This window comes from Gemella sp. GH3 (genome assembly GCF_013415425.1).
Lineage (GTDB): Bacteria > Bacillota > Bacilli > Staphylococcales > Gemellaceae > Gemelliphila.
This window is the reverse complement of the sequence record NZ_JACBYC010000099.1, coordinates 21017-40217: the sequence shown is the minus strand read 5'-3', so window position 1 is coordinate 40217 and position 19201 is coordinate 21017. Positions and strand designations below refer to the sequence as shown.

General features: G+C 27.0%; 15 protein-coding genes. 9 read left to right on the top strand and 6 right to left on the bottom strand.

Annotation, left to right across the window (positions count from 1 at the left end):
* The first annotated feature begins 190 nt into the window (after window positions 1–190).
* The 6 genes from HZY83_RS03530 to HZY83_RS03505 all read left to right on the top strand — a co-directional run bounded on the left by HZY83_RS03530 (window position 191) and on the right by HZY83_RS03505 (window position 4789).
* Window positions 191–574 (top strand): RidA family protein, encoded by a 384-nt coding sequence (locus HZY83_RS03530; RefSeq protein ID WP_179942696.1) that lies wholly within the window; start codon window positions 191–193, stop codon window positions 572–574.
* Window positions 575–762: 188 nt separating this feature from the next.
* Window positions 763–1785 carry a hypothetical protein gene (locus HZY83_RS03525; RefSeq protein ID WP_179942695.1) on the top strand — a complete coding sequence of 341 codons (1023 nt, stop codon included), beginning with the start codon at window positions 763–765 and terminating at the stop codon, window positions 1783–1785.
* Window positions 1769–1924, top strand: a complete 156-nt coding sequence (locus HZY83_RS03520) for a hypothetical protein (RefSeq protein WP_179942694.1) — start codon at window positions 1769–1771, stop codon at window positions 1922–1924. The genes HZY83_RS03525 and HZY83_RS03520 overlap by 17 nt, the downstream gene beginning before the upstream one ends.
* A 42-nt stretch (window positions 1925–1966) precedes the next feature.
* Entirely contained in the window at window positions 1967–2830 is an 864-nt protein-coding gene (locus HZY83_RS03515; protein WP_179942693.1) for a DUF1430 domain-containing protein, read from the top strand.
* The gene (locus tag HZY83_RS03510; RefSeq protein ID WP_179942692.1) at window positions 2827–3450 is read left to right on the top strand and encodes an ATP-binding cassette domain-containing protein; all 624 of its coding nucleotides are present in this window, start codon (window positions 2827–2829) and stop codon (window positions 3448–3450) included. Before HZY83_RS03515 ends, HZY83_RS03510 begins: the two co-directional genes overlap by 4 nt.
* 487 nt (window positions 3451–3937) lie before the next feature.
* Window positions 3938–4789, top strand: coding sequence for a MetQ/NlpA family ABC transporter substrate-binding protein (locus tag HZY83_RS03505; RefSeq protein WP_179942691.1), 852 nt, complete (start codon window positions 3938–3940; stop codon window positions 4787–4789).
* A gap of 389 nt (window positions 4790–5178) precedes the next feature.
* On the opposite strand, the gene HZY83_RS03500 is transcribed toward HZY83_RS03505, so the two are convergent.
* From HZY83_RS03500 to HZY83_RS03485, 4 genes are all read right to left on the bottom strand, one after another.
* Window positions 5179–6324 carry a mannitol-1-phosphate 5-dehydrogenase gene (locus HZY83_RS03500; protein WP_179942690.1) on the bottom strand — a complete coding sequence of 382 codons (1146 nt, stop codon included), beginning with the start codon at window positions 6322–6324 and terminating at the stop codon, window positions 5179–5181.
* A gap of 13 nt (window positions 6325–6337) precedes the next feature.
* Window positions 6338–6775, bottom strand: a complete 438-nt coding sequence (locus tag HZY83_RS03495) for a PTS mannitol transporter subunit IIA (RefSeq protein ID WP_179942689.1) — start codon at window positions 6773–6775, stop codon at window positions 6338–6340.
* Window positions 6776–6785: 10 nt separating this feature from the next.
* Window positions 6786–8765 (bottom strand): BglG family transcription antiterminator, encoded by a 1980-nt coding sequence (locus HZY83_RS03490; RefSeq protein ID WP_218925325.1) that lies wholly within the window; start codon window positions 8763–8765, stop codon window positions 6786–6788.
* A 126-nt stretch (window positions 8766–8891) separates the two neighbouring features.
* On the bottom strand, window positions 8892–10640 hold the full coding sequence (locus HZY83_RS03485; RefSeq protein WP_179942688.1) for a PTS mannitol transporter subunit IIBC: 1749 nt from the start codon (window positions 10638–10640) through the stop codon (window positions 8892–8894).
* Window positions 10641–10831: 191 nt separating this feature from the next.
* On the opposite strand from HZY83_RS03485, the gene HZY83_RS03480 reads away from it, so the two are divergent.
* Window positions 10832–12286, top strand: coding sequence for a helicase HerA-like domain-containing protein (locus tag HZY83_RS03480; protein WP_179942687.1), 1455 nt, complete (start codon window positions 10832–10834; stop codon window positions 12284–12286).
* Between the two features lie 33 nt (window positions 12287–12319).
* Here the strand turns inward: HZY83_RS03480 and zwf are convergent, their stop codons facing one another.
* Both zwf and gnd read right to left on the bottom strand, forming a co-directional pair.
* Window positions 12320–13738, bottom strand: a complete 1419-nt coding sequence (gene zwf / locus HZY83_RS03475) for a glucose-6-phosphate dehydrogenase (protein ID WP_228098452.1) — start codon at window positions 13736–13738, stop codon at window positions 12320–12322.
* A complete protein-coding gene (gene gnd, locus HZY83_RS03470) occupies window positions 13680–15095 on the bottom strand; it encodes a decarboxylating NADP(+)-dependent phosphogluconate dehydrogenase (RefSeq protein ID WP_179942686.1) in 1416 nt (471 codons plus the stop codon). Before gnd ends, zwf begins: the two co-directional genes overlap by 59 nt.
* 239 nt (window positions 15096–15334) lie before the next feature.
* Between gnd and HZY83_RS03465 the strand changes: the two genes are divergently transcribed.
* Together HZY83_RS03465 and HZY83_RS03460 are read left to right on the top strand one after the other, a co-directional pair.
* Window positions 15335–17107 carry an amidase family protein gene (locus HZY83_RS03465; RefSeq protein ID WP_179942685.1) on the top strand — a complete coding sequence of 591 codons (1773 nt, stop codon included), beginning with the start codon at window positions 15335–15337 and terminating at the stop codon, window positions 17105–17107.
* 172 nt (window positions 17108–17279) lie between these two features.
* Entirely contained in the window at window positions 17280–19196 is a 1917-nt protein-coding gene (locus tag HZY83_RS03460; RefSeq protein WP_179942684.1) for a BglG family transcription antiterminator, read from the top strand.
* Window positions 19197–19201: the final 5 nt, after the last annotated feature.

Genomic DNA, 19201 nt, shown 5'->3' with positions numbered 1-19201 from the left:
GATAGAAATAACGTCCATAATTGGATGTATATAAGAAAGTTGGAAATATGTCGTTTCATAAATACTCCTGTAAATTGTATAGTAGTAAAAAATATTATAACAAAATATAATAAATTTTAATAGTTGAAACCCTTAACAATATAATATATAATTTTATTACAAGTTATTAATTATATTTAGGAGAAGATTTATGATAAAAAAAGTAAATACTGATAAAGCCCCAAAAGCGGTAGGACCATATGTACAAGCAAATAAAGTAGGGAATTTAATATTTTGTTCGGGACAGTTAGGGATAGATCCACAAACTGGAAAAATAGTAGAAGGTGGCGTTCTAGAAGAAGTTAAACAAATTTTCAAAAATATAGAGGCAGTATTAGAAGAAGCTGGTAGTTCGATGAATCATATAGTTAAGACGTTAGTGTTACTATCTGATATAAATGACTTTGCAGAAGTTAATAAAATTTATGCTGAGCAATTTAATGACGTTTTACCAGCTCGTTCAGCGTTCGAAGTTTCTGCACTTCCTTTAGGAGCAAAAATAGAAATAGAAGTTATTGCTGTTGAAAAAAATTAATATAAATTAATAGGTGTATTATATTTTTAGAGGTATAGTACACTTATTATTTTAGTATATAAACCGAATATTGTTGTAAAACAATAATATTTAATATTGACTTTTATGGTATGTGTACTATAATAAAATTGAAGGGAGGGGAAGTTTTTAACTTTTCCCTCGATTATTTTATTAGAAAGGAAGATAATATGAAAAAGATTTGGTCTTTATTAGGTGTTATAGGATCTATCTTCGTATTGTTATTAAGTATTTTTCTTTTCTTGCTAAAAGAAGAATACGAGTTAATATATTTTAATCATACTCCTAGTGTTATGTTTACAGTAAAAAGTGTAAATAGTAATGATACGACAGAAAATATCTTGGCCAATATAGAAAATTACTCAAAAGAAAACAATATTAATGTATATAGACAATTTACTAATATTGATGAATCAAGTCAGTATAATCAAGATATTTATGCTAATATTGTTGATAATCAACTTTTTAGAAAAACATTCTATATAAATGACGATAAGATAAATACACAAAATTTTAGCTCGGATAATATAAATAAGTTTAATAGTCTGAGTATTAATGTTTATAAATTTATGGATAGTAAAAAAGAAGGTGTTGAGGGTTTCTATCAGTTTCAATCTTCGACGATAAATGAAGAACAAGTATCTAACTTTCTTAATTCAGTAGGTTTAGTGTATGAGAAAACTCCAAGACTATCTAAGAGTGATATTTTAGATTATGTTCAACAACAGTACTCTATTACGCCTATAGTATATTCATTGATTTTCTTTTTAATTACTTTTATTTTCGTATCTCTTTATGAAATTTTTAATCGTTTCAAAGAAATAGCTATTTTAAAAATGATAGGAAATAAGAATCTTAATGTAATAGCTAGATTGATTAAAGAAAAAATAGTCTTTCTCGGAAAATTATTATTTTTTTATGTAGCTCTACTTGTTATTTTTGATTTGTTGGTTAAAAAAGGTATTAGATTTATAGATTTTTTATTATTTAGTCTAGCATCTTTTATTGTCTACATCGTTTTAATCTTGTTTATTTATACACTGTTATTATTATTTGTTGCGATGGTAGATATACCTACAATGATTAAGGGAAAAAAGAATGTAAAGTTTATAAAACCATTTCATATAACATCTATTATTTTGTTTACTATAGTTTTGGTATTTTTTTGCAACGAGTGTGAAGCAAGAGTATAATAATCTTCTTAGTAGTAGGGAAAGCATAAAGAATTTTTCTAATATTAAAGGATATGTTTCTACTAAAATTAGCATAGCGGATAGTAGTGAAACAACTTGGTCAGAATTAGGAGACAAATTAAAAAACTTCACTTTGTAAAATTATGATAGAATTGTACTATATGGAACGAATTCTTTCTTCTTGCATAGGTATGAAGAATATATAAAGCATGTTAGTGAAGAGAAACCAGTTATACTAACTAATGATAACTATTTTAGATATTTGACATTACAAGGAGTTAATCCAGAAGATATTTCTCAGGAAAAAAATGATTTAATAATTATAGCACCTAACAATATGACATTAACAAAGGAAGACATAGATAAATTAGCTGTTTTGGTAGAGAGTAAAAAAAATAATTTAGATGGAAATAATCAGCCATACAATAAAAAGTTAATCAAATATAATGCGTATAATGTACCTATTTATGCCGATTCATTTAGTAGATATAGATTTCATACTTTTAATGCTCCGATATATGTAGTTCTTAATAAAGGAAATATGGCTTCATTTGGACAATTCGGTTCTGATATATTTTCTGCTTGGTATAGTAACGGAAACATCTTTATTTCAAATAGTGGAGAAGCTATTTCACAGTTGACAATAAAATATGATTTGGATCGTAATATTAGAAATACTATTGACATCTATGGTGGACTAGAGCAAGAATTAGTAGAATTTTATAACAAAATAATAATTTATATGTGTTCATGCCTCACACTATTAGTAGTTTATTATAATTTACTGATGTTTTCTACGTTGTCATATTTAGAGGAGAAGAAACAAGAAATTTTTTGCAAAACCATTATGGGTCATACTTTCTTGTCAAGGCATAAAGAATATGTAATATCAACTATAAGTGTTATTTTTGCAGGATTGCTAATTAATTATTATATTAACGGTGTAGATTTATTAGCGACTATATTAATAATGATTATAGCTATTTTTACACTATTAACATCGTTGATAATATCTACGACTTTTAAAGGAGATAATAAAATATGAAAGCTATTGTTAGTATAAAAAATGTAACCAAAAAATTTAAAGACAAGAAAATTTTTGATAATTTTTCTGTGGATATTTTCGAGGGAGAGTGTGTCGCTATAGTAGGTGTAAGTGGATCAGGAAAAACTACTTTACTTAATATGATAGGAGGATTAGAAAAGATAGATGAAGGTAGCATCTTCGTTAAAGATGTAAAAGTAGTAAAAAATAATTATGTGAAGTTGCATCGTAATATAGTATCTTTTCTTTTTCAAAATTTTGCTTTAGTTGATGAATGGACAGTCGAGAAAAATTTATTATTGGCACTTTCATTTCGTAACAAAAAAGAGCAGATTATGACATTAGAGAATGCTTTAGAGAAAGTTGGACTGGCAGATAAATTAAAAACGAAAGTTTATCAACTGAGTGACGGAGAGCAACAGCGTGTAGCGTTAGCAAGATTAATGTTACAAAATAAACCTATTGTCTTAGCTGATGAACCAACAGCTTCATTAGATACAGAAAATCGTAACGTAGTATTTTCTATCTTGAAAAAATTACAAAGTGATGGAAAAACAATTATTATAGTTACACACGACAGAGAGTTAGCTAATCAGTGTGATAAGATAGTGGAAATATAGAAATAATTTTGCAATTGTTTTCAACTGAATTTTCAGTAAATTTATTATAAAAAAAATGATAATTAACAAAAAAATTATAAATTTTTTGAAAAAATGTATTGACATTTATATTTTCAGATGATAATATATAGTCAAGTTAGATATAAGAGGCCGATGCTCAAATAAGTAATTTATCTAATCATTTAACAGAGAGTGTATGTAGCTGAAATTACACAATGTAGAGGATTTATGAAAATGGTTTGAGTGGCAAAAAGAGTGAGTGTTTTACGAGCTTTTTTCGGATTTGTGTTACGTTATCAACACACTATTGGTATTTAAATTCTAGATAGTATATCAGCAGTGGCTAAGTTCACACTTTGTGTGAAAAAATTAAGGTGGTACCGTGGAATTAATTTCACCCTTATTCTCTTAGGAGAGTAGGGGTGTTTTATTTTTGCACAAACAAATATCTACTCAAAAATAATGTAATTAAGAAAGGAAATAAAATATGAAAAAATTATTAGCATTAGCAACAGCATTTATATTAACATTTACTCTTATAGGGTGTTCTTCTTCAAGTAGTAGCAATAAAGGTGGTATTGAGGTAGAAAGTTTAGATCCTAATAAACCTGTAACTGTAAAAATTGGAGCAACGAACGTTCCGCATGCAGAATTACTAGAATACATTGCACCTAAATTAGAAAAAGAAGGTATTAAATTAGATATAGTAACTTATCAAGATTATTATTTACCTAATAAAAACTTAGCAGAAAAAGAAATAGATTTAAATTATTTCCAACACGTACCATTTTTGAATAATTCAATAAAAGAAAATGGATATAAAATAGAAGATGCAGGTTCAGTGCATATTGAACCAATAGGATTATATTCTAAAAAAGTAAAAAATTTATCAGATTTATCTGATGGAGCAACAGTATTAGTTAGTAACAACAAAGCAGAATGGGGAAGAGTACTAAAATTATTACAAGATAATGGTTTAGTAAAAGTTAAAGATGGAGTAGATATAATTACTGCAACATTTGATGACGTAGCAGAAAATCCTAAAAACTTGAAATTTAATTACGAAAATGATCCAGCTATCATGGTTCAATATTACAACAATAACGAGGGAGATTTAATCTCTATTAACTCTAACTTTGCAGTTGATGCGAAAATTAGTCCTGTAAATGATTCTGTGGTAGTGGAAAGTGCAGATAACAATCCTTACGCTAACATTCTTGTAGTTCGTGAAGGAGATAAAAATAAAGTAGTAACGAAAAAAATTCTAGAATATCTACAAAGTGAAGATACAAAAAATTACATAAGAGAAAAATATAAAGGGGCAGTAATTCCTGCATAATAAATAAAATAACCTTGCATTAATATTTAATTTTTAATGTAAGGTTTTTTATGTTAGAATATAAAAAGTAATCTAGAAACGACTGGCTATATGAAATGTCATAATAGAAAAAATAATCAAGGTAGATATGATTATATGAAATTAAAGATACAAGCTTTTTTTAGTATTTTAATTGGTATAGGGCTTATTTGATTATAATTCTATAGACTATTACTATGTGAAAAGAAGGTAGAACAAGGTGATTAGAATGTTCTATGTAAATTCTTTGAAGCAAGTGTATCTTTTATTTACTTTTGTTGTCTTATATTTATTTTATCAATAATATAAATTATTTATTATGTAAATGTGGGAATAAAAAAGACGGTTAAAGTTACCGTCTTTTTTCTAATTTATAAATTGTTATAAGAATTTTCTACTATATTTAATAAGTTATCATTATTATATTCAGTAACTTCTGCAATTACTTCTTTAATAGTTTTTTCTTTTAGTAGTTGTTGAAGTTTGACAGCTTGTTCATCGTTACTATCTTTGAATTTTAATATGTAAGCACACGTTTTTGCAAGCGAATTATAAGATATACAAAGTTCTTCACATTCACGAATAGGTTTAATAAATCTTTCGTTATATCCTAGTTTTCTAATAGGAGTTCTACAAATTCTAGCAACATCATCAACTATTAATTTATTTTCAAATCTTTTAATAGTTTTTTCTCTGTATAAATCCATATCTTCTTTAGAAAAGTTCCATTTTTTGATTAACAATTCGCTAGTTTCCTTTAGAACATTGATAAAATGTTCTCTAACTTCTTCGTTGATAGCACCTTGAGAAACTAGTTTTAATCCTTTGTAATTTGCTACATAGCTTAGAGCGGCGTGCCCTGTATTTACAGTAAATAATTTTCTTTCAATAAATGGTGCCAAATCACTTACATATGTTACACCATCTATATTTTGATTGTCTTTAAATTTTATTTTATCTTTTTCAATTACCCATTCACAGAATTTTTCTACTTCTACTAAGAGAACATCTTCATGCTGTTGAGCAGGTACTATTCTATCTACTGCTGAATTAGGGAATCCAACATATTTATTAATGAAATCTTTTTCTACTTCAGTTAAATGATTAAAAATTTCATTTTTCAAAAATGTAGTCCCTTCAATCATATTTTCACAAGCTATTATATCTAATAAGTTAGTGTTATTAGATTTTACTTTAAGTTTAAGACCTTGTGCAATATCTTTTGCGATTATAGGTAGAACATTAGGTCCTATAGACGTAGTAATAAGATTTACTTCGTTAATATAATTAGTTAATCTTTCTTTCTCTGTTGAGATATTTATAGCATCAAAATTATTTATTGATATTTCCTCGATATTTTCATCTAAAACTTTAATAGTATAATTTTGTCTTTCTTTTAGATTATTGACAATACTTTCATTGATATCAACGAAAGTAACGTGATAATTTGATTTGTTTAATAATTCTCCAATAAATCCACGTCCGATATTTCCTGCTCCAAAATGTAAATTCTTCATATTGTGCCTCCAATTATTTTGATAATAAATTTATTATTTCCTCATTAGTTTTTGCATTATATAATTTTACTACATTTTCTTGTTCAGAACAGAAAATAGCTATTTTTGATAGTAAGTCTAAATGTTCTCCGTCTTTACCGGCTATACCGAATATTAAAAATACTAACTTATCATCGTTATCTTCTGGTGTTGCAAACGATACTCCTTCAGGTACTTGAATAATAGATATTCCTGTATTTTTTATTGATTTTTTTGCTTCATCTGTTCCGTGAGGTATAGCTATAAAATTACCCATATATGTTGAAACGATATTTTCTCTATCAAGCATTGCCTGAATATAATCATTATCAACATATCCATTTTTAACAAGAACTTCTCCTGCTTTTTTTATAGCTTCTTCTTTTGATGAAAATTTTTGATTTAGTAATATATCTTTTTCTGTTAGTAACATAGTAAACTCCTTAGTTTATATTTTGAATTAATAAATATTTAGTCATTATTAATTCTAATTTTGTTTTTATAAAATTTATATTATTGCTTTCTATTGTATATTTAAGACCTCTATCTTCTAGTATAGCTATACTAATTTGTCCTAATAAATCTGTAAATGTTCTTTTGTCGGGACTAATCATAATAAATAAATGAGTGACCAATTCATTGTTATCCAGTGCATTAATCATATTTATTGGATTTTTTAATGGGCATATTATAATATGTGGCTCTATTAATGAGTTATCTAAAGTGTGAAATAGAGCCATATTAGTTTCTGGTATGACTATTGAACTTTTTTTATGTCGTTCAATTAATTTATCAATAATATTTTCTTTATCTTGTTTTGGAAGAAAAGACAAAGCTAGATTTAATATTTCATAAGTATCTTCAGTATTTTTGATATCTTTTAATATAGTCGTGTTATTAATAATAGTATCTATTTCTAAAAGATCAGTATATTCTTTGTCATAGCCTGTATAAGTATGTTTTTTAAAACTTCTAGTAGACAGAAGTTTTTTTCTAATATTATCAACATCTTTTTCTTGTAAGATAGTAGGTATTAATATGTAATCAATATTATCAGCTAGTTTTATAGTTGAGATAATAATATCATAATTTTTTTTAATATCTTCATTTAATTTTAAAGGTGTAGAGTATTCTATATTTTTTATTTCAGGTATATTCTTCCTAATAAGACTACCTAGTATTTTAGAACTACCGATACCACTAGAACAAACAACGAGCGCTCTTACGAAATTTTCACGATAAATTTGCTCGTAACTTGATGCGAAGTGAATAACTATATAGCTTAACTCTGTACTATCAAAGTTTATTTCATCAAAAATATTTAATAATTCTGATTTTACTAATAAATATAATTCATTGTAATTTTTTAATACAAATGCTTGTAAATCATTATTTTCTTCTACTAATTTTAACTGATATCTTTTGATTGCAGATTCTATATGAGCAATTAATCCATTAGCTAAGTTAACATCTTTTGAGAAATCTATATTACTTTTTTTGCTAATATTCTTTATTAAAGTATGTACTTTGAATATTAGTGTATATGAATATTTATCATTTACGTAAGTTACTTGCTCTATAAGTTTACAAGTCTTTAAGATGTTTGTCATATAATTTTTGAAATAATCAGTAGTGAATATTTTGTTATGATATGACAATATATCTATCAATTCTTGAATATTTTTTTGCTCAGTATTAGAAGATATTTGGCTATCAGAAAGTTTAGTATCATAATCTATTAGTAAAGTTATATTGATTGCTATTAAAATTTTTTTAATGCTAGAATCTGTATAAGTTGTAAATACACTAATTTCTTTATTTTGTAAGAATATCTCTCTAATAAAATGAACGTCTATAAACTTAATGAACGGATTAGCGCTATAGTAGTTAATATTATTGATAATATAGAAAAATTCTTCGTCGTTTATCTCATTACAAAGTATAGATAGTAATAAAATTTTTTTATCTACTGTTAAACCTTCTAAAGTTATTCCTTGACCTTTTTTTCTGGTTAAAATTATTTTATAATCTTTTAATATTTGCTCGGTAGTGTTTATTACAGTTGCTACTGTATTGTAACTAATAAAAAGTTTCTCGGACAACTCTTTTATAGATGTTTCTTTTGACAATAATAAAGTGCATAAAATAAGATTGATTCTTGTATCTTGAGAGTAGGCTTGTTCAATAGGTATGTCTAGAATAGAACTATCTATTACACTTTTATCCCCCTCTATACTGTATTTAGATTTATTTTTTAATAATTCTAAATTATTATTTTTCAAAAACACGTCTAGGTTTTTTATTTCTCGGTAAAGAGTACGTTCTTTAATTTTTGATAGTTTAGCTAATTCTTTTATAGTAAGAGGAGTATTACTTTTTAATAATACATTCAAAATAATTTTTTCTTTTTCACTTATTATCATGTTAATACTCCTTTAGTTTTTATTTAATTTTATCATACTTTAGTAAAAATATTCTAACTTAAAGCAAAAAATAGGATAGGAGCAAAGAAAATTTTTATTAATTTGGCTGCTACCCTATAATGTCATTTATTTAAGTTTTTTTAACAATTTATCATATTCAGCTTCTTCTAATAAATCACTAACTGGGTAATATTTTACATTATTATTTATTTGTTTTGCTGTTTGTACTATTGAATCTTCTAAAATTACTAAAGTATCATCGTTATTAGCAATGTCTTCTAAATTTACATTTTTAATGTTTATTTGTAAATTAGCCTTAGATAATTTATATTTTAGAACTGCTTGTGCCATATCTTTTTTATTAATATGATTATTTTCGAAAATAACTATATCTTTTATATTTTCTATTTTTTCATTATTTAAAGTAGTTGTTTTTTCTATAGTTTCTTCGTTGTTATTTTCTTTGTTCAACAAATCATTAACTATTTGATCATACTTAGGTGAGCTTAAGAAATTATCAACTGAAATATGAATAGCTTTTTTATTCATTCCTTGAGCTCTAGGAGTAAGTTCATTTTGTGTTACTATAATTGCACGTTCATTAGCTTCTAGATTTCTAATAGCTATATTTGTTACAGGTAAATCAATTTTTGCTTTATTTATTTTTTCACGAAGAATAGAAGCTCCCATAGCACTACTTCCCATTCCAGCATCACAAGCAAATATAATTTTTTCTACTTCTTTGTAGTCTATAGAATTAGAGTTATCAACAACGATTTCTTTTCCTTTAGATTCTGACTTCATATTTTGAACTTGTTTTTGAGCTTCTTCTATATTACCGTCAGAAGACTTATCATTTCTTAGAATAATACTAGCGACAATAAATGTAACTAAAGCAGATACAAGAACACCTGCCGCTACAGCAAAATAACTGTCTTGAGCTGTTTGAGCAAATATTGCTATAATGCTACCAGGAGATGCAGTAGATCGAAGACCAGCATCAAGAAGTTGGAATGTAGCAGTACCACTTACACCTCCAGCTATTGCAGCTATAATTAAAGAAGGTTTCATAAGTATATATGGGAAGTATATTTCATGAATACCTCCAAAGAAGTGGATAATACCCGCTCCGTAAGCAGAAGATTTAGCACTACCTTTTCCAAATACCATATATGCTAATAGAATACCTAATCCAACACCTGGGTTAGCTTCTAATAAATATAGCATAGATTTTCCAGTATCCTGTGCTTGAATAGTAGCTAGTGGTGTTAAGATACCGTGATTAATTGCGTTGTTTAAGAATAATATTTTTCCAGGTTCTATAAATATATTAGCTAATGGTAATAAGCCTGCATTAATAATTATATCAGCTCCTTTACCAAGTGCAGAAGTAATAGCCTTAACGACAGGACCTATTCCATAAAAACCACCTATTGATAAGAAGAATCCCATAAAACCTAGTGAAAAATTATTTATAAGCATTTCAAAACCTGTAGGAATTTTTGGTTGAATTGCTTCGTCAAATTTTTTCATACAAATAGCAGCAATAGGTCCCATTATCATAGCTCCTAGAAACATAGGTGTACCAGCAGCACCGATTATAACCCCCATAGTAGCTATTGCAGAGGTTACCCCACCACGCATAGCGTGAATATTAAATCCAGCAGTATATGCTATTAATAGTGGTAATAGGTAATTAATCATAGGATCAACTAATTTACCAAGATTTTCATTAGGGAAAAAACCTTTAGGTATAAATAATGCCGTTATCAGTCCCCATGCTATAAAAGCACCTATATTTGGCATTACCATACTAGAAAGAGATGTCCCTAGTTTTTGAATAAGAACTTTAATATTAGTATTTTTGTTACTCATTTGTATTCTCCTTTTTATTTATTAATTTGATTATAATTTTATTATACAAATTCAAATTACTTATAACAATATCAAAGATGGCAAAATTATTTTTGCCATATAGATGTTATAAAAATAAATAGTTTTATTATGCACAATTAAATTATTTTTGTATAATAAGTGTAGAATTTAAATTATTAAGAGGTAATTTTATGACAACAATAAAGATTGCAAAAACAGAACATAAAGATATAGTGATGTATCTTAATAAAATTAATCGTCATGGAATAATAGCAGGGGCTACGGGTACGGGAAAAACTATAACATTAAAAGTTTTAACAGAACAACTTAGTAAAGCTGGAGTTCCAGTATTCTTGGCAGATATTAAAGGAGATTTAGCTACTTTAAGTAAAGCCGGAGTATTAGAAGGTAAGGTCGCAGAAAGAGTGTCTAGCTTAGAGCTTAATGATTATATAAATCAAGAATATCCAGTGAGACTGTGGGATGTTTTTGGAACGAATGGACATCCAGTAAGGGCAACTATTTCAGAAATGGGATCAATGCTTTTATCAAGATTATTAGAACTTAATGAGACACAAACAGGAATTTTAAATATAGCGTTTCGTATAGCTGATGATAAAGGATTATTATTAATTGATTTAAAAGATTTAAAATCTTTATTACAACATATTTCAGAAAATAGTTCAGAATATAGTCAAAAGTATGGAAATATTACTAAGCAATCTATAGGAGCAATACAGAGAAATCTATTAATACTAGAGGATCAGGGTGGAGATAAATTTTTTGGTGAACCATCTTTAGAATTGAGTGATTTTATTCAAACTACTAATGAAGGTGAAGGATATATTAATATTCTTATGACACAAAAATTGTTTAACTCTCCTAAGTTATATTCGACATTTTTATTATGGTTTTTATCAGAATTATTTGAAACATTACCAGAAGTTGGGGATTTAGAAAAACCTAAAATGGTATTTTTCTTTGACGAAGCACACTTATTATTTAATGATGCACCTAAAGCTTTTGTAGAAAAAGTTGAACAAGTAGTTAGATTAATAAGATCCAAAGGAGTAGGAATTTATTTTGTTACACAGAATCCAGTAGATATCCCAGAGAATATTTTAGGACAATTAGGTAATAGAATACAACATGCACTAAGGGCTTACACTCCAAAAGAGATAAAAGCAGTCAAATTGGCAAGTTCTACATTTAGAGCTAATCCTAAATTCGATACTAACTCTGTATTAACAGAGTTAAAAGTAGGGGAAGCATTAGTGTCTTGTTTGAATGAAGATGGACAACCAGAAATTGTCGAAAAAGCATATATAAGACCTCCAGAATCTTATATGGGTACACTACAAGAAGATGAATATAAAAATCTTATAAGCAATTCACCTTATGATGAAAAATATCGTAATTCAATAGATAGAGAGTCAGCTTATGAAATATTACTTAATAAAGTAGAATTTAATAATAATACGGTTGAAGAGAAAAAGGTAGAAAAAGACATAAATAAAACACCTAAAACAGCATCTAACCCGGGACGACCTAGAAAATCACAATTTGAAAAAACAGCTAATACACTAATTAATACCATAGGTAAAGAAATAGTTCGTGGATTATTCGGGATATTGAAGAAAAAATAAAAAGATGTTTGAAGCTAAGCTTCAAACATCTTTTTATTCTAAATCTAAAATCCAATCTGTAAGTCTATTAGCTTCTTTTGGTCCCATACTTCCTTGCTCATAAGTGTAAAGCTTAGAAGACGATTCTTTATATTTGTTTAATAAATTATCAATATAATTCCAAGAAGCAACAATTTGATCCCATTTTGAAAATAGGATTCTATCACCTATAAAACAAGCTCTCAGTAATCTTTCGTATGCTTCAGGAGTATTCATTCTATTTTCTAAAATACAGCTCTGACAAAAATCCATAGAAACTTCTTGAATATCATTATCTGTTCCTGGTTTTTTTGCGTTGAATTTTAGGAATATTCCTTCAGATGGTTGAATTTTGATTATTAATAGATTTGCAGGTGCATTATTTTTAGATTTGAACTTCACAATAATTTGACTTTCACGTGTTGCAAGTTTTTTTCCAGTTCTTATAAAGAAGGGAACACCTTGCCAACGTTCGTTGTCTATTTCTATTTTCATAGCTACATAAGTTTCAGTTTTTGATTGTGAATCTATGTTAGGTTCATCTAAATATCCAACATATTGTCCCATAACCAAATTATCATCAACATTTTCTACTTTTTTTAGAGATTTTAGGAGAGCCAATTGTTCTTTTTCCATTGTTTTTCCTTTTGGTTCTTCCATCGCTACAATAGACAAAACTTGTAGTAGATGATTTTGCACCATATCTTTCATAGCACCACTTTTATCGTAATAACCAGCACGAGTCTCTACTCCAACACTTTCTGCTGCTGTTATTTGGACACTATCTATAAAATCTTTATTCCAAATCCCTTTAAAAATAGCATTATTTAATCTAACAGATAAAATATTTTGAATCATTTCTTTACCCAAATAATGATCTATATGATAAATTTCATCCTGTCCAAAAAATTCTGCTAGTTTACTGTTTAATTCTGTAGCATTTTCTAAATTTTCTCCGAATGGTTTTTCGATGATTACTTTTGCATCGTTGTCGCTACAATATTTTTTTAATCCATTTGTAATTTCTAGAAACATTGATGGAGCTACTGCGTAATAGTATATATGTTTTTTAATATTATTTTCTATATAAAAATCTTGAAGTCTACTATATTCACTTTCTAGTGAAATGTCTATTTTAAAATATATTATACGTTTAGCAAATTCGTTGAAAGTTTGCTCTTCATATTTTTTTCGAGAGTAGTCTTTCATCCATTCTCTGGTTATTTCTATATAATCTTCTGTAGTGTAATTTCTACGCCCTAAGCCAATAATTTTAAAGTTATTATCTAGTTGTCCCAGCACGTGAAGATTGTACATTGCGGGTAAAAGTTTACGATATGTAAGGTCTCCGCTTCCTCCAAATATAGTTATTGCACTATTCATTGTTTCCAACCCAGTCATAGTGGAATTTTCCACTTTTGTCTGTTCTTTCAAATGTGTGAGCTCCGAAGTAATCTCTTTGAGCTTGTATAAGATTTGCACCACTATTAGCTGTAGTATAAACATCTAGATATGTTATAGCATTAGTAAGAGATGGAACAGGTACTTTGTTTTTAATAGCAAGAGTAACAGTATCTCTTAGACTTTGTTGATTTTTAAGTATAGTTTCTTTGAAAAATGGATCAAAAATAAGATTTTCTAACGTAGGATTGTTATTATATGCTTCAATTATATTTTGTAGTAATTTAGCTTGTATAATGCAACCTCCACGGAAAATTTTTGCTATTTGTGCATAGTCAAAAGACCAATTATATTCTTTCTCAGCAGCTTGTAATAATTTGAATCCTTGAGCATATGCAATTAATTTAGCAGTAAATAGACTTTCTTTTACTTGTTTTATAAGTTGTTCTCTATCTGCAAATAATTCATAAGGTTCACGACCAAATTCTTTTTCAGCTTTTATTCTTTCTTCCTTGAAGCTAGACATATATCTTGCATTCAATGCACTAGATATAACAGATATATCTATTCCTAAATCTACCGCTTGTTCGGTAGTCCATTTTCCTGTTCCTTTTTGTCCAGATTTGTCTAAAATTTTATCGATTAAATAACCTGTAGCATCAGGGGCTTTTACTTTGAAAATGTTAGCAGTAATTTCTATTAAGTAAGATTCTAATTCTTCGCTATTCCACTTTTCAAAAATATTTTGTAACTCTTCGTTAGAGAAATTACCCAAATGTTTTAAAATAGTATATGCTTCTGAAATAAGTTGCATATCTCCATACTCTATACCATTATGAACCATTTTCACGTAGTGTCCTGCACCTCCAGTAGAAGTGTAGCTACAACAAGGTATATTGTTAACTTTTGCAGAAATATCTTCTAAAATAGGTTGTATTTCTTTGTATGCTTCTTCATTTCCTCCAGGCATAATTGCAGGCCCTCTACGTGCCCCTTCTTCTCCACCTGAAATACCTACACCAAAGAAGTGAATATTTTTTTCTAATAGATAGTCGTATCTTCTTTGAGTATCTTTGAAAAATGAATTTCCACCATCTATAATAATATCTCCAGGTTGAACATACTCTAGTAATTGTTCAATTACTGCATCAACTGGAGCGCCTGCTTTAACCATTATTACAAATTTTCTAGGTTTTACAAGACTGTCTACTAATTCTTTTATAGTAGTTTTACCTTCAATATTTTCATGAGGGGAATTTTTAATCATTTCTTCCATTACAGATGTTGTACGATTGTAAACAGCTACTTTATAATTATTGTCTGCCATATTCAACGCAAGATTGCTTCCCATAACAGACAAACCTATAATAGCTATATGATTTTTTGTCATATAATCCTCCTAAAATTCAAATATATATTAAATTATACCATTAAATATAATTAATGATAAGTAAAATACTATACAAGATTTAAAATTAAAAAATGTATGCAGTAATAATTTATTATAAAAACGTTTCAATCAAAATATATCAATAAATTTTACAGTTATGGTATAATCTATAACTGTATAGATTATATAAGTATTTATTAGAGTTTTAATTTAGGTTAACGAGGGAGAATCAAAGAAAAATGAAAAATAAATTTAAAATTATAGTTACTTTAATGGTAATGTTTAATATTAGTACAGTTACTTTGGCTAATAATATAGATGAAAAAAATGTTACAAACATCAATAATGAAAAAAATATAATAAACTTTGAAAATAATGGAGCCACATCTTCTGTAAAGAAGTTAACTAAAGAAGAATATAAAACTAAAACAGCTTTGGAATTAGCAGAATTAGTTAGGGAAAAACAAGTTACGAGTAGAGAGTTAGTAGAATTAGCTTATGAAATAATAGAAGAAAATAAAGATTACCATGCGGTAATTATCACTAGAAAAGAACTAGCATTAGAAGAAGCTGATGCTCTAGAAGATACAGGACAGAAATTTTTAGGTGTTCCTTTATTATTAAAAGGAATTGGTCATACAGTTTCAGGAGGCGAAAATACTAATGGACTAATTATAAATAAAGGGAAGCCGTTATCAAAAACTGATGGAACTTATGCCAAAAAATTTAAACAATTAGGATTTATAATTTTAGGTCAAACAAATTATCCAGAATTGGCACTGCGAAATATTACAGACTCAGAGCTATATGGAGTTGCTAAAAATGCTCATAATAAAGACTATAATGCTGGTGGGTCTTCTGGAGGATCTGCTGTAAGTATTGCTGTAGGTATGACACCTATAGCCAGCGCTAGTGATGCAGGGGGATCAATTCGGATACCAGCAGCTTGGAATGGTCTTATAGGTTTAAAAACTAGTAGAGGATTAACAGATAATAACAAAAAAGATTCAAAATCAATTGTATCACATTTTCCTATAACGAAAGATGTTTCTGATACTATTGCATTATTAGAATCATTGAAAAAACCAGGTTATAATTTAGAGGAAATAAAGGATATAAAAAAATTAAAAATAGGATATACTTTAAAATCTCCAATGGGAACAGAAGTTAGTTTAGATGCAAAAAAAGCTGTTTTAAATACTGTAGAATTTCTGAAAGAGAAAGGTTTTGATGTAGAAGAAGTAGATAATCCTATTGAGGGTAGATTAATAATGCAAGATTATACTGTTTTATCTATTTTTAATGGCGGACTTGTAGGGAATTTGGAGAAGGCATTGGCTAGTAAAAATTTAACAAAACATAATGTTGATCCTTTAGTGTGGGCGCTGTATGTTACTAATAGAGATTTAAGTAAATCTAAATTAAGAGAAATGGCTAATGTGGTATGGTCTAATGTTGAGCAATATAAACTAACTATGGAGAAATTCCATAAGAAATATTCTATATTTTTAACACCTACTACTGCTCAAACGGCACCTTTAATAACAGATGATTATATAGATAGCGCTGATAGAATAAATATGTTAAATATAGAAAATCTTTCTGAAGAGGAAAGACTATCGTTATTATTAAAACAATGGGAACCTATGTTGAAAAGAACACCATTTACACAAGTAGCTAATTTAACAGGAGAACCAGCAATTACTCTTCCTGTATATGTAACTAATGATAACTTATATTTAGGAGTTATGCTAAATGCTGCTTGGGGAATGGACAAAGTATTATTAGATTTTGCAAAATTGTTTGAAGATAACAAGTTGTTCAAGATGAATAATTCATTGAAAAATAATATTGAAAGTAACAAAGCAGACATAAATGAATCAAGCAAAAATAAAGAAGATGTATTCAGTTTTGAAAACAGTTCATATGAAAATCTAAAAATTAATACTCTAAAAAATGATGTAAATCGTAAAGGCAATAGGAAAATATTACCTAAAACATCAGTAGCATAGTTGTTTAATAATCACGTTAAATAACTGTTTTAAAGAAGATATAAAATTGTTAATAATTTTATATCTTCTTTTTTTGTTATATTAACTTAATAAATTTCTTAATTTGAGAAAAAAACTGTATTAATTATATCAACAAAATTTATTATAATAGTTATAGGTGGTGAGGTAATAATTGGAAATATTTAACTATGATAATAGAACCTTGAAAATACTTAATATTTTAGAAGAAAGTTTTTCTGTTCAAGAGAAATATTTAATAGATGTACTAAAGGTTAGTTTAAAAACAATTCAAAACGAAATTAAAGATTTAAATCATATGTTTCAAGGTGTAGCATATATTAAACAAGATAAATTAAATTATACTTTATATATTATAAATATAGAAGAATACATAAAGATTAAAAGTAAAATATATGAAATGTATACCAATTTTGATTCTAGTAAAGTAAGGCTTGTATATATTTTTAAAAAGTTAATTGAAAGTAAGAAAAGTTACTTAATAGATGATTTAGCTTTTGAAATGATGGTAAGTAGAACAACATTAAATAATGATATAAAAAAGTTGAAAAGTATAATAGTTGACTACGATTTGAGTATTATAGGTAGATCTAATAAAGGTATAAAATTACAAGGTACTGAAAAGGATATTCGTCTATTTATCTTATCAAATATATACAACTATCAATACAAAGAGAATATTTTTAGTGTTGAAGATTTACAGTACATAGACCAATTATTAATAAACTATGATATAGATTTTAAAATAAAATCAGAATTTATAAAGTACTTAACTGTATCAATAGACAGAACTGCTAATGATTTTAAACTTAATCTTGCCAACGAAGAATATAAAGAACTATTAGATTTTTATGTTAGTGATTTTATTGACGATATTTTTAGTTATATTTATAAAAAATACGATATTGAACTTTCTATAGATGATAAGAAATTTGTGACTATTTGTTTTGCTACTATGAATGTTCCTACAAAAATTAATAAGAATAATATATCACCATATTATTATGAGAAATATAGTTTTTTAGTGCAAGATATATTTACTAAAATAAGAGAAGAATACGGTATAGATATAGATATTTCAGAAATAATGGAAGAATTTATTTATCATATTTATTTTTTGATGCAACGCCAAAGATACGGTATACGTTATAAAAATAACATGAAGGAAATGATAAAAGAAAAATATTTAATGTCTTATAAGATTGCACAAATAGCAAGTAAGGTTATAGAAGATAAGTATGGATATATTATATCAGAAGATGAGATATGTTATTTATCCATTTATTTTGAAACATTTATTAGCAAAATAAATTTTGAAGCAGAAAATATAAGTGTTTTAGTTATTACAAATTCTGGTCCAGCATTTAGAGAGCTAATTGTAAGACAAATAAAAAGTTTGTTCACAAGAGATATACTTATTGATGTAGCTACACCCTATGAGGAAAAAGATTTAGATTATTATACGCTAATAATATCTACTATAAAAATGGATTTTAAAACTAAGACTTCTGTAATTTTACAAAATGAAATTTTAGACTTGGATTATTTAAGCAAAGAAATTAATTTTCTAAAGTATATAGGAAAGATGAATATGCCACTTATTAGGGGAATGGAATCTATACTACTTAGTTCTATTTCAGAAGAAACATTCTTTATTGCAGATAGTACAAAGAGTTATACTGAAAATCTTTATGATATGATAGAAATTCTTTCTAATAAATCATTGGTAGATGACAAATTTCTAGATCGAATTATAGAACGCGGCAAGAAGTCTTCTATGATATTTTCTAAAAATATTGCGTTTCCTCATACGTTCAATTATAAGTTTGAGGATAAGCTTTTAATAGCTATAGGTATAAGTAAAGATGGATTTGCAGATAATAAAGATTTGAAAATTATATTTTTAGCAGCAATTCCAGAAAATAGCTCTAATTCTATGTTATTAGTTAAAACTTATGATGAGCTTATAGATATTATGAAAGATACAAAATTATTAGATGAGATAGTAAAAGTGGAAAATTATAAAGATTTTATAAATTATTTTATAAAAAATACTAATTTATATAGATAAGGAGG

Bases quoted from the DNA above. Each gene is read 5' to 3' on its own strand.
- HZY83_RS03480 (WP_179942687.1), top strand. From the start codon at position 10,832: ATGACAACAATAAAGATTGCAAAAACAGAACATAAAGATATAGTGATG.
- HZY83_RS03495 (WP_179942689.1), bottom strand. From the start codon at position 6,775: ATGTTACTAACAGAAAAAGATATATTACTAAATCAAAAATTTTCATCA.
- HZY83_RS03465 (WP_179942685.1), top strand. From the start codon at position 15,335: ATGAAAAATAAATTTAAAATTATAGTTACTTTAATGGTAATGTTTAAT.
- gnd (WP_179942686.1), bottom strand. From the start codon at position 15,095: ATGACAAAAAATCATATAGCTATTATAGGTTTGTCTGTTATGGGAAGC.
- HZY83_RS03525 (WP_179942695.1), top strand. From the start codon at position 763: ATGAAAAAGATTTGGTCTTTATTAGGTGTTATAGGATCTATCTTCGTA.
- HZY83_RS03485 (WP_179942688.1), bottom strand. From the start codon at position 10,640: ATGAGTAACAAAAATACTAATATTAAAGTTCTTATTCAAAAACTAGGG.
- HZY83_RS03500 (WP_179942690.1), bottom strand. From the start codon at position 6,324: ATGAAGAATTTACATTTTGGAGCAGGAAATATCGGACGTGGATTTATT.
- HZY83_RS03490 (WP_218925325.1), bottom strand. From the start codon at position 8,765: ATGATAATAAGTGAAAAAGAAAAAATTATTTTGAATGTATTATTAAAA.
- HZY83_RS03510 (WP_179942692.1), top strand. From the start codon at position 2,827: ATGAAAGCTATTGTTAGTATAAAAAATGTAACCAAAAAATTTAAAGAC.
- HZY83_RS03505 (WP_179942691.1), top strand. From the start codon at position 3,938: ATGAAAAAATTATTAGCATTAGCAACAGCATTTATATTAACATTTACT.
- HZY83_RS03530 (WP_179942696.1), top strand. From the start codon at position 191: ATGATAAAAAAAGTAAATACTGATAAAGCCCCAAAAGCGGTAGGACCA.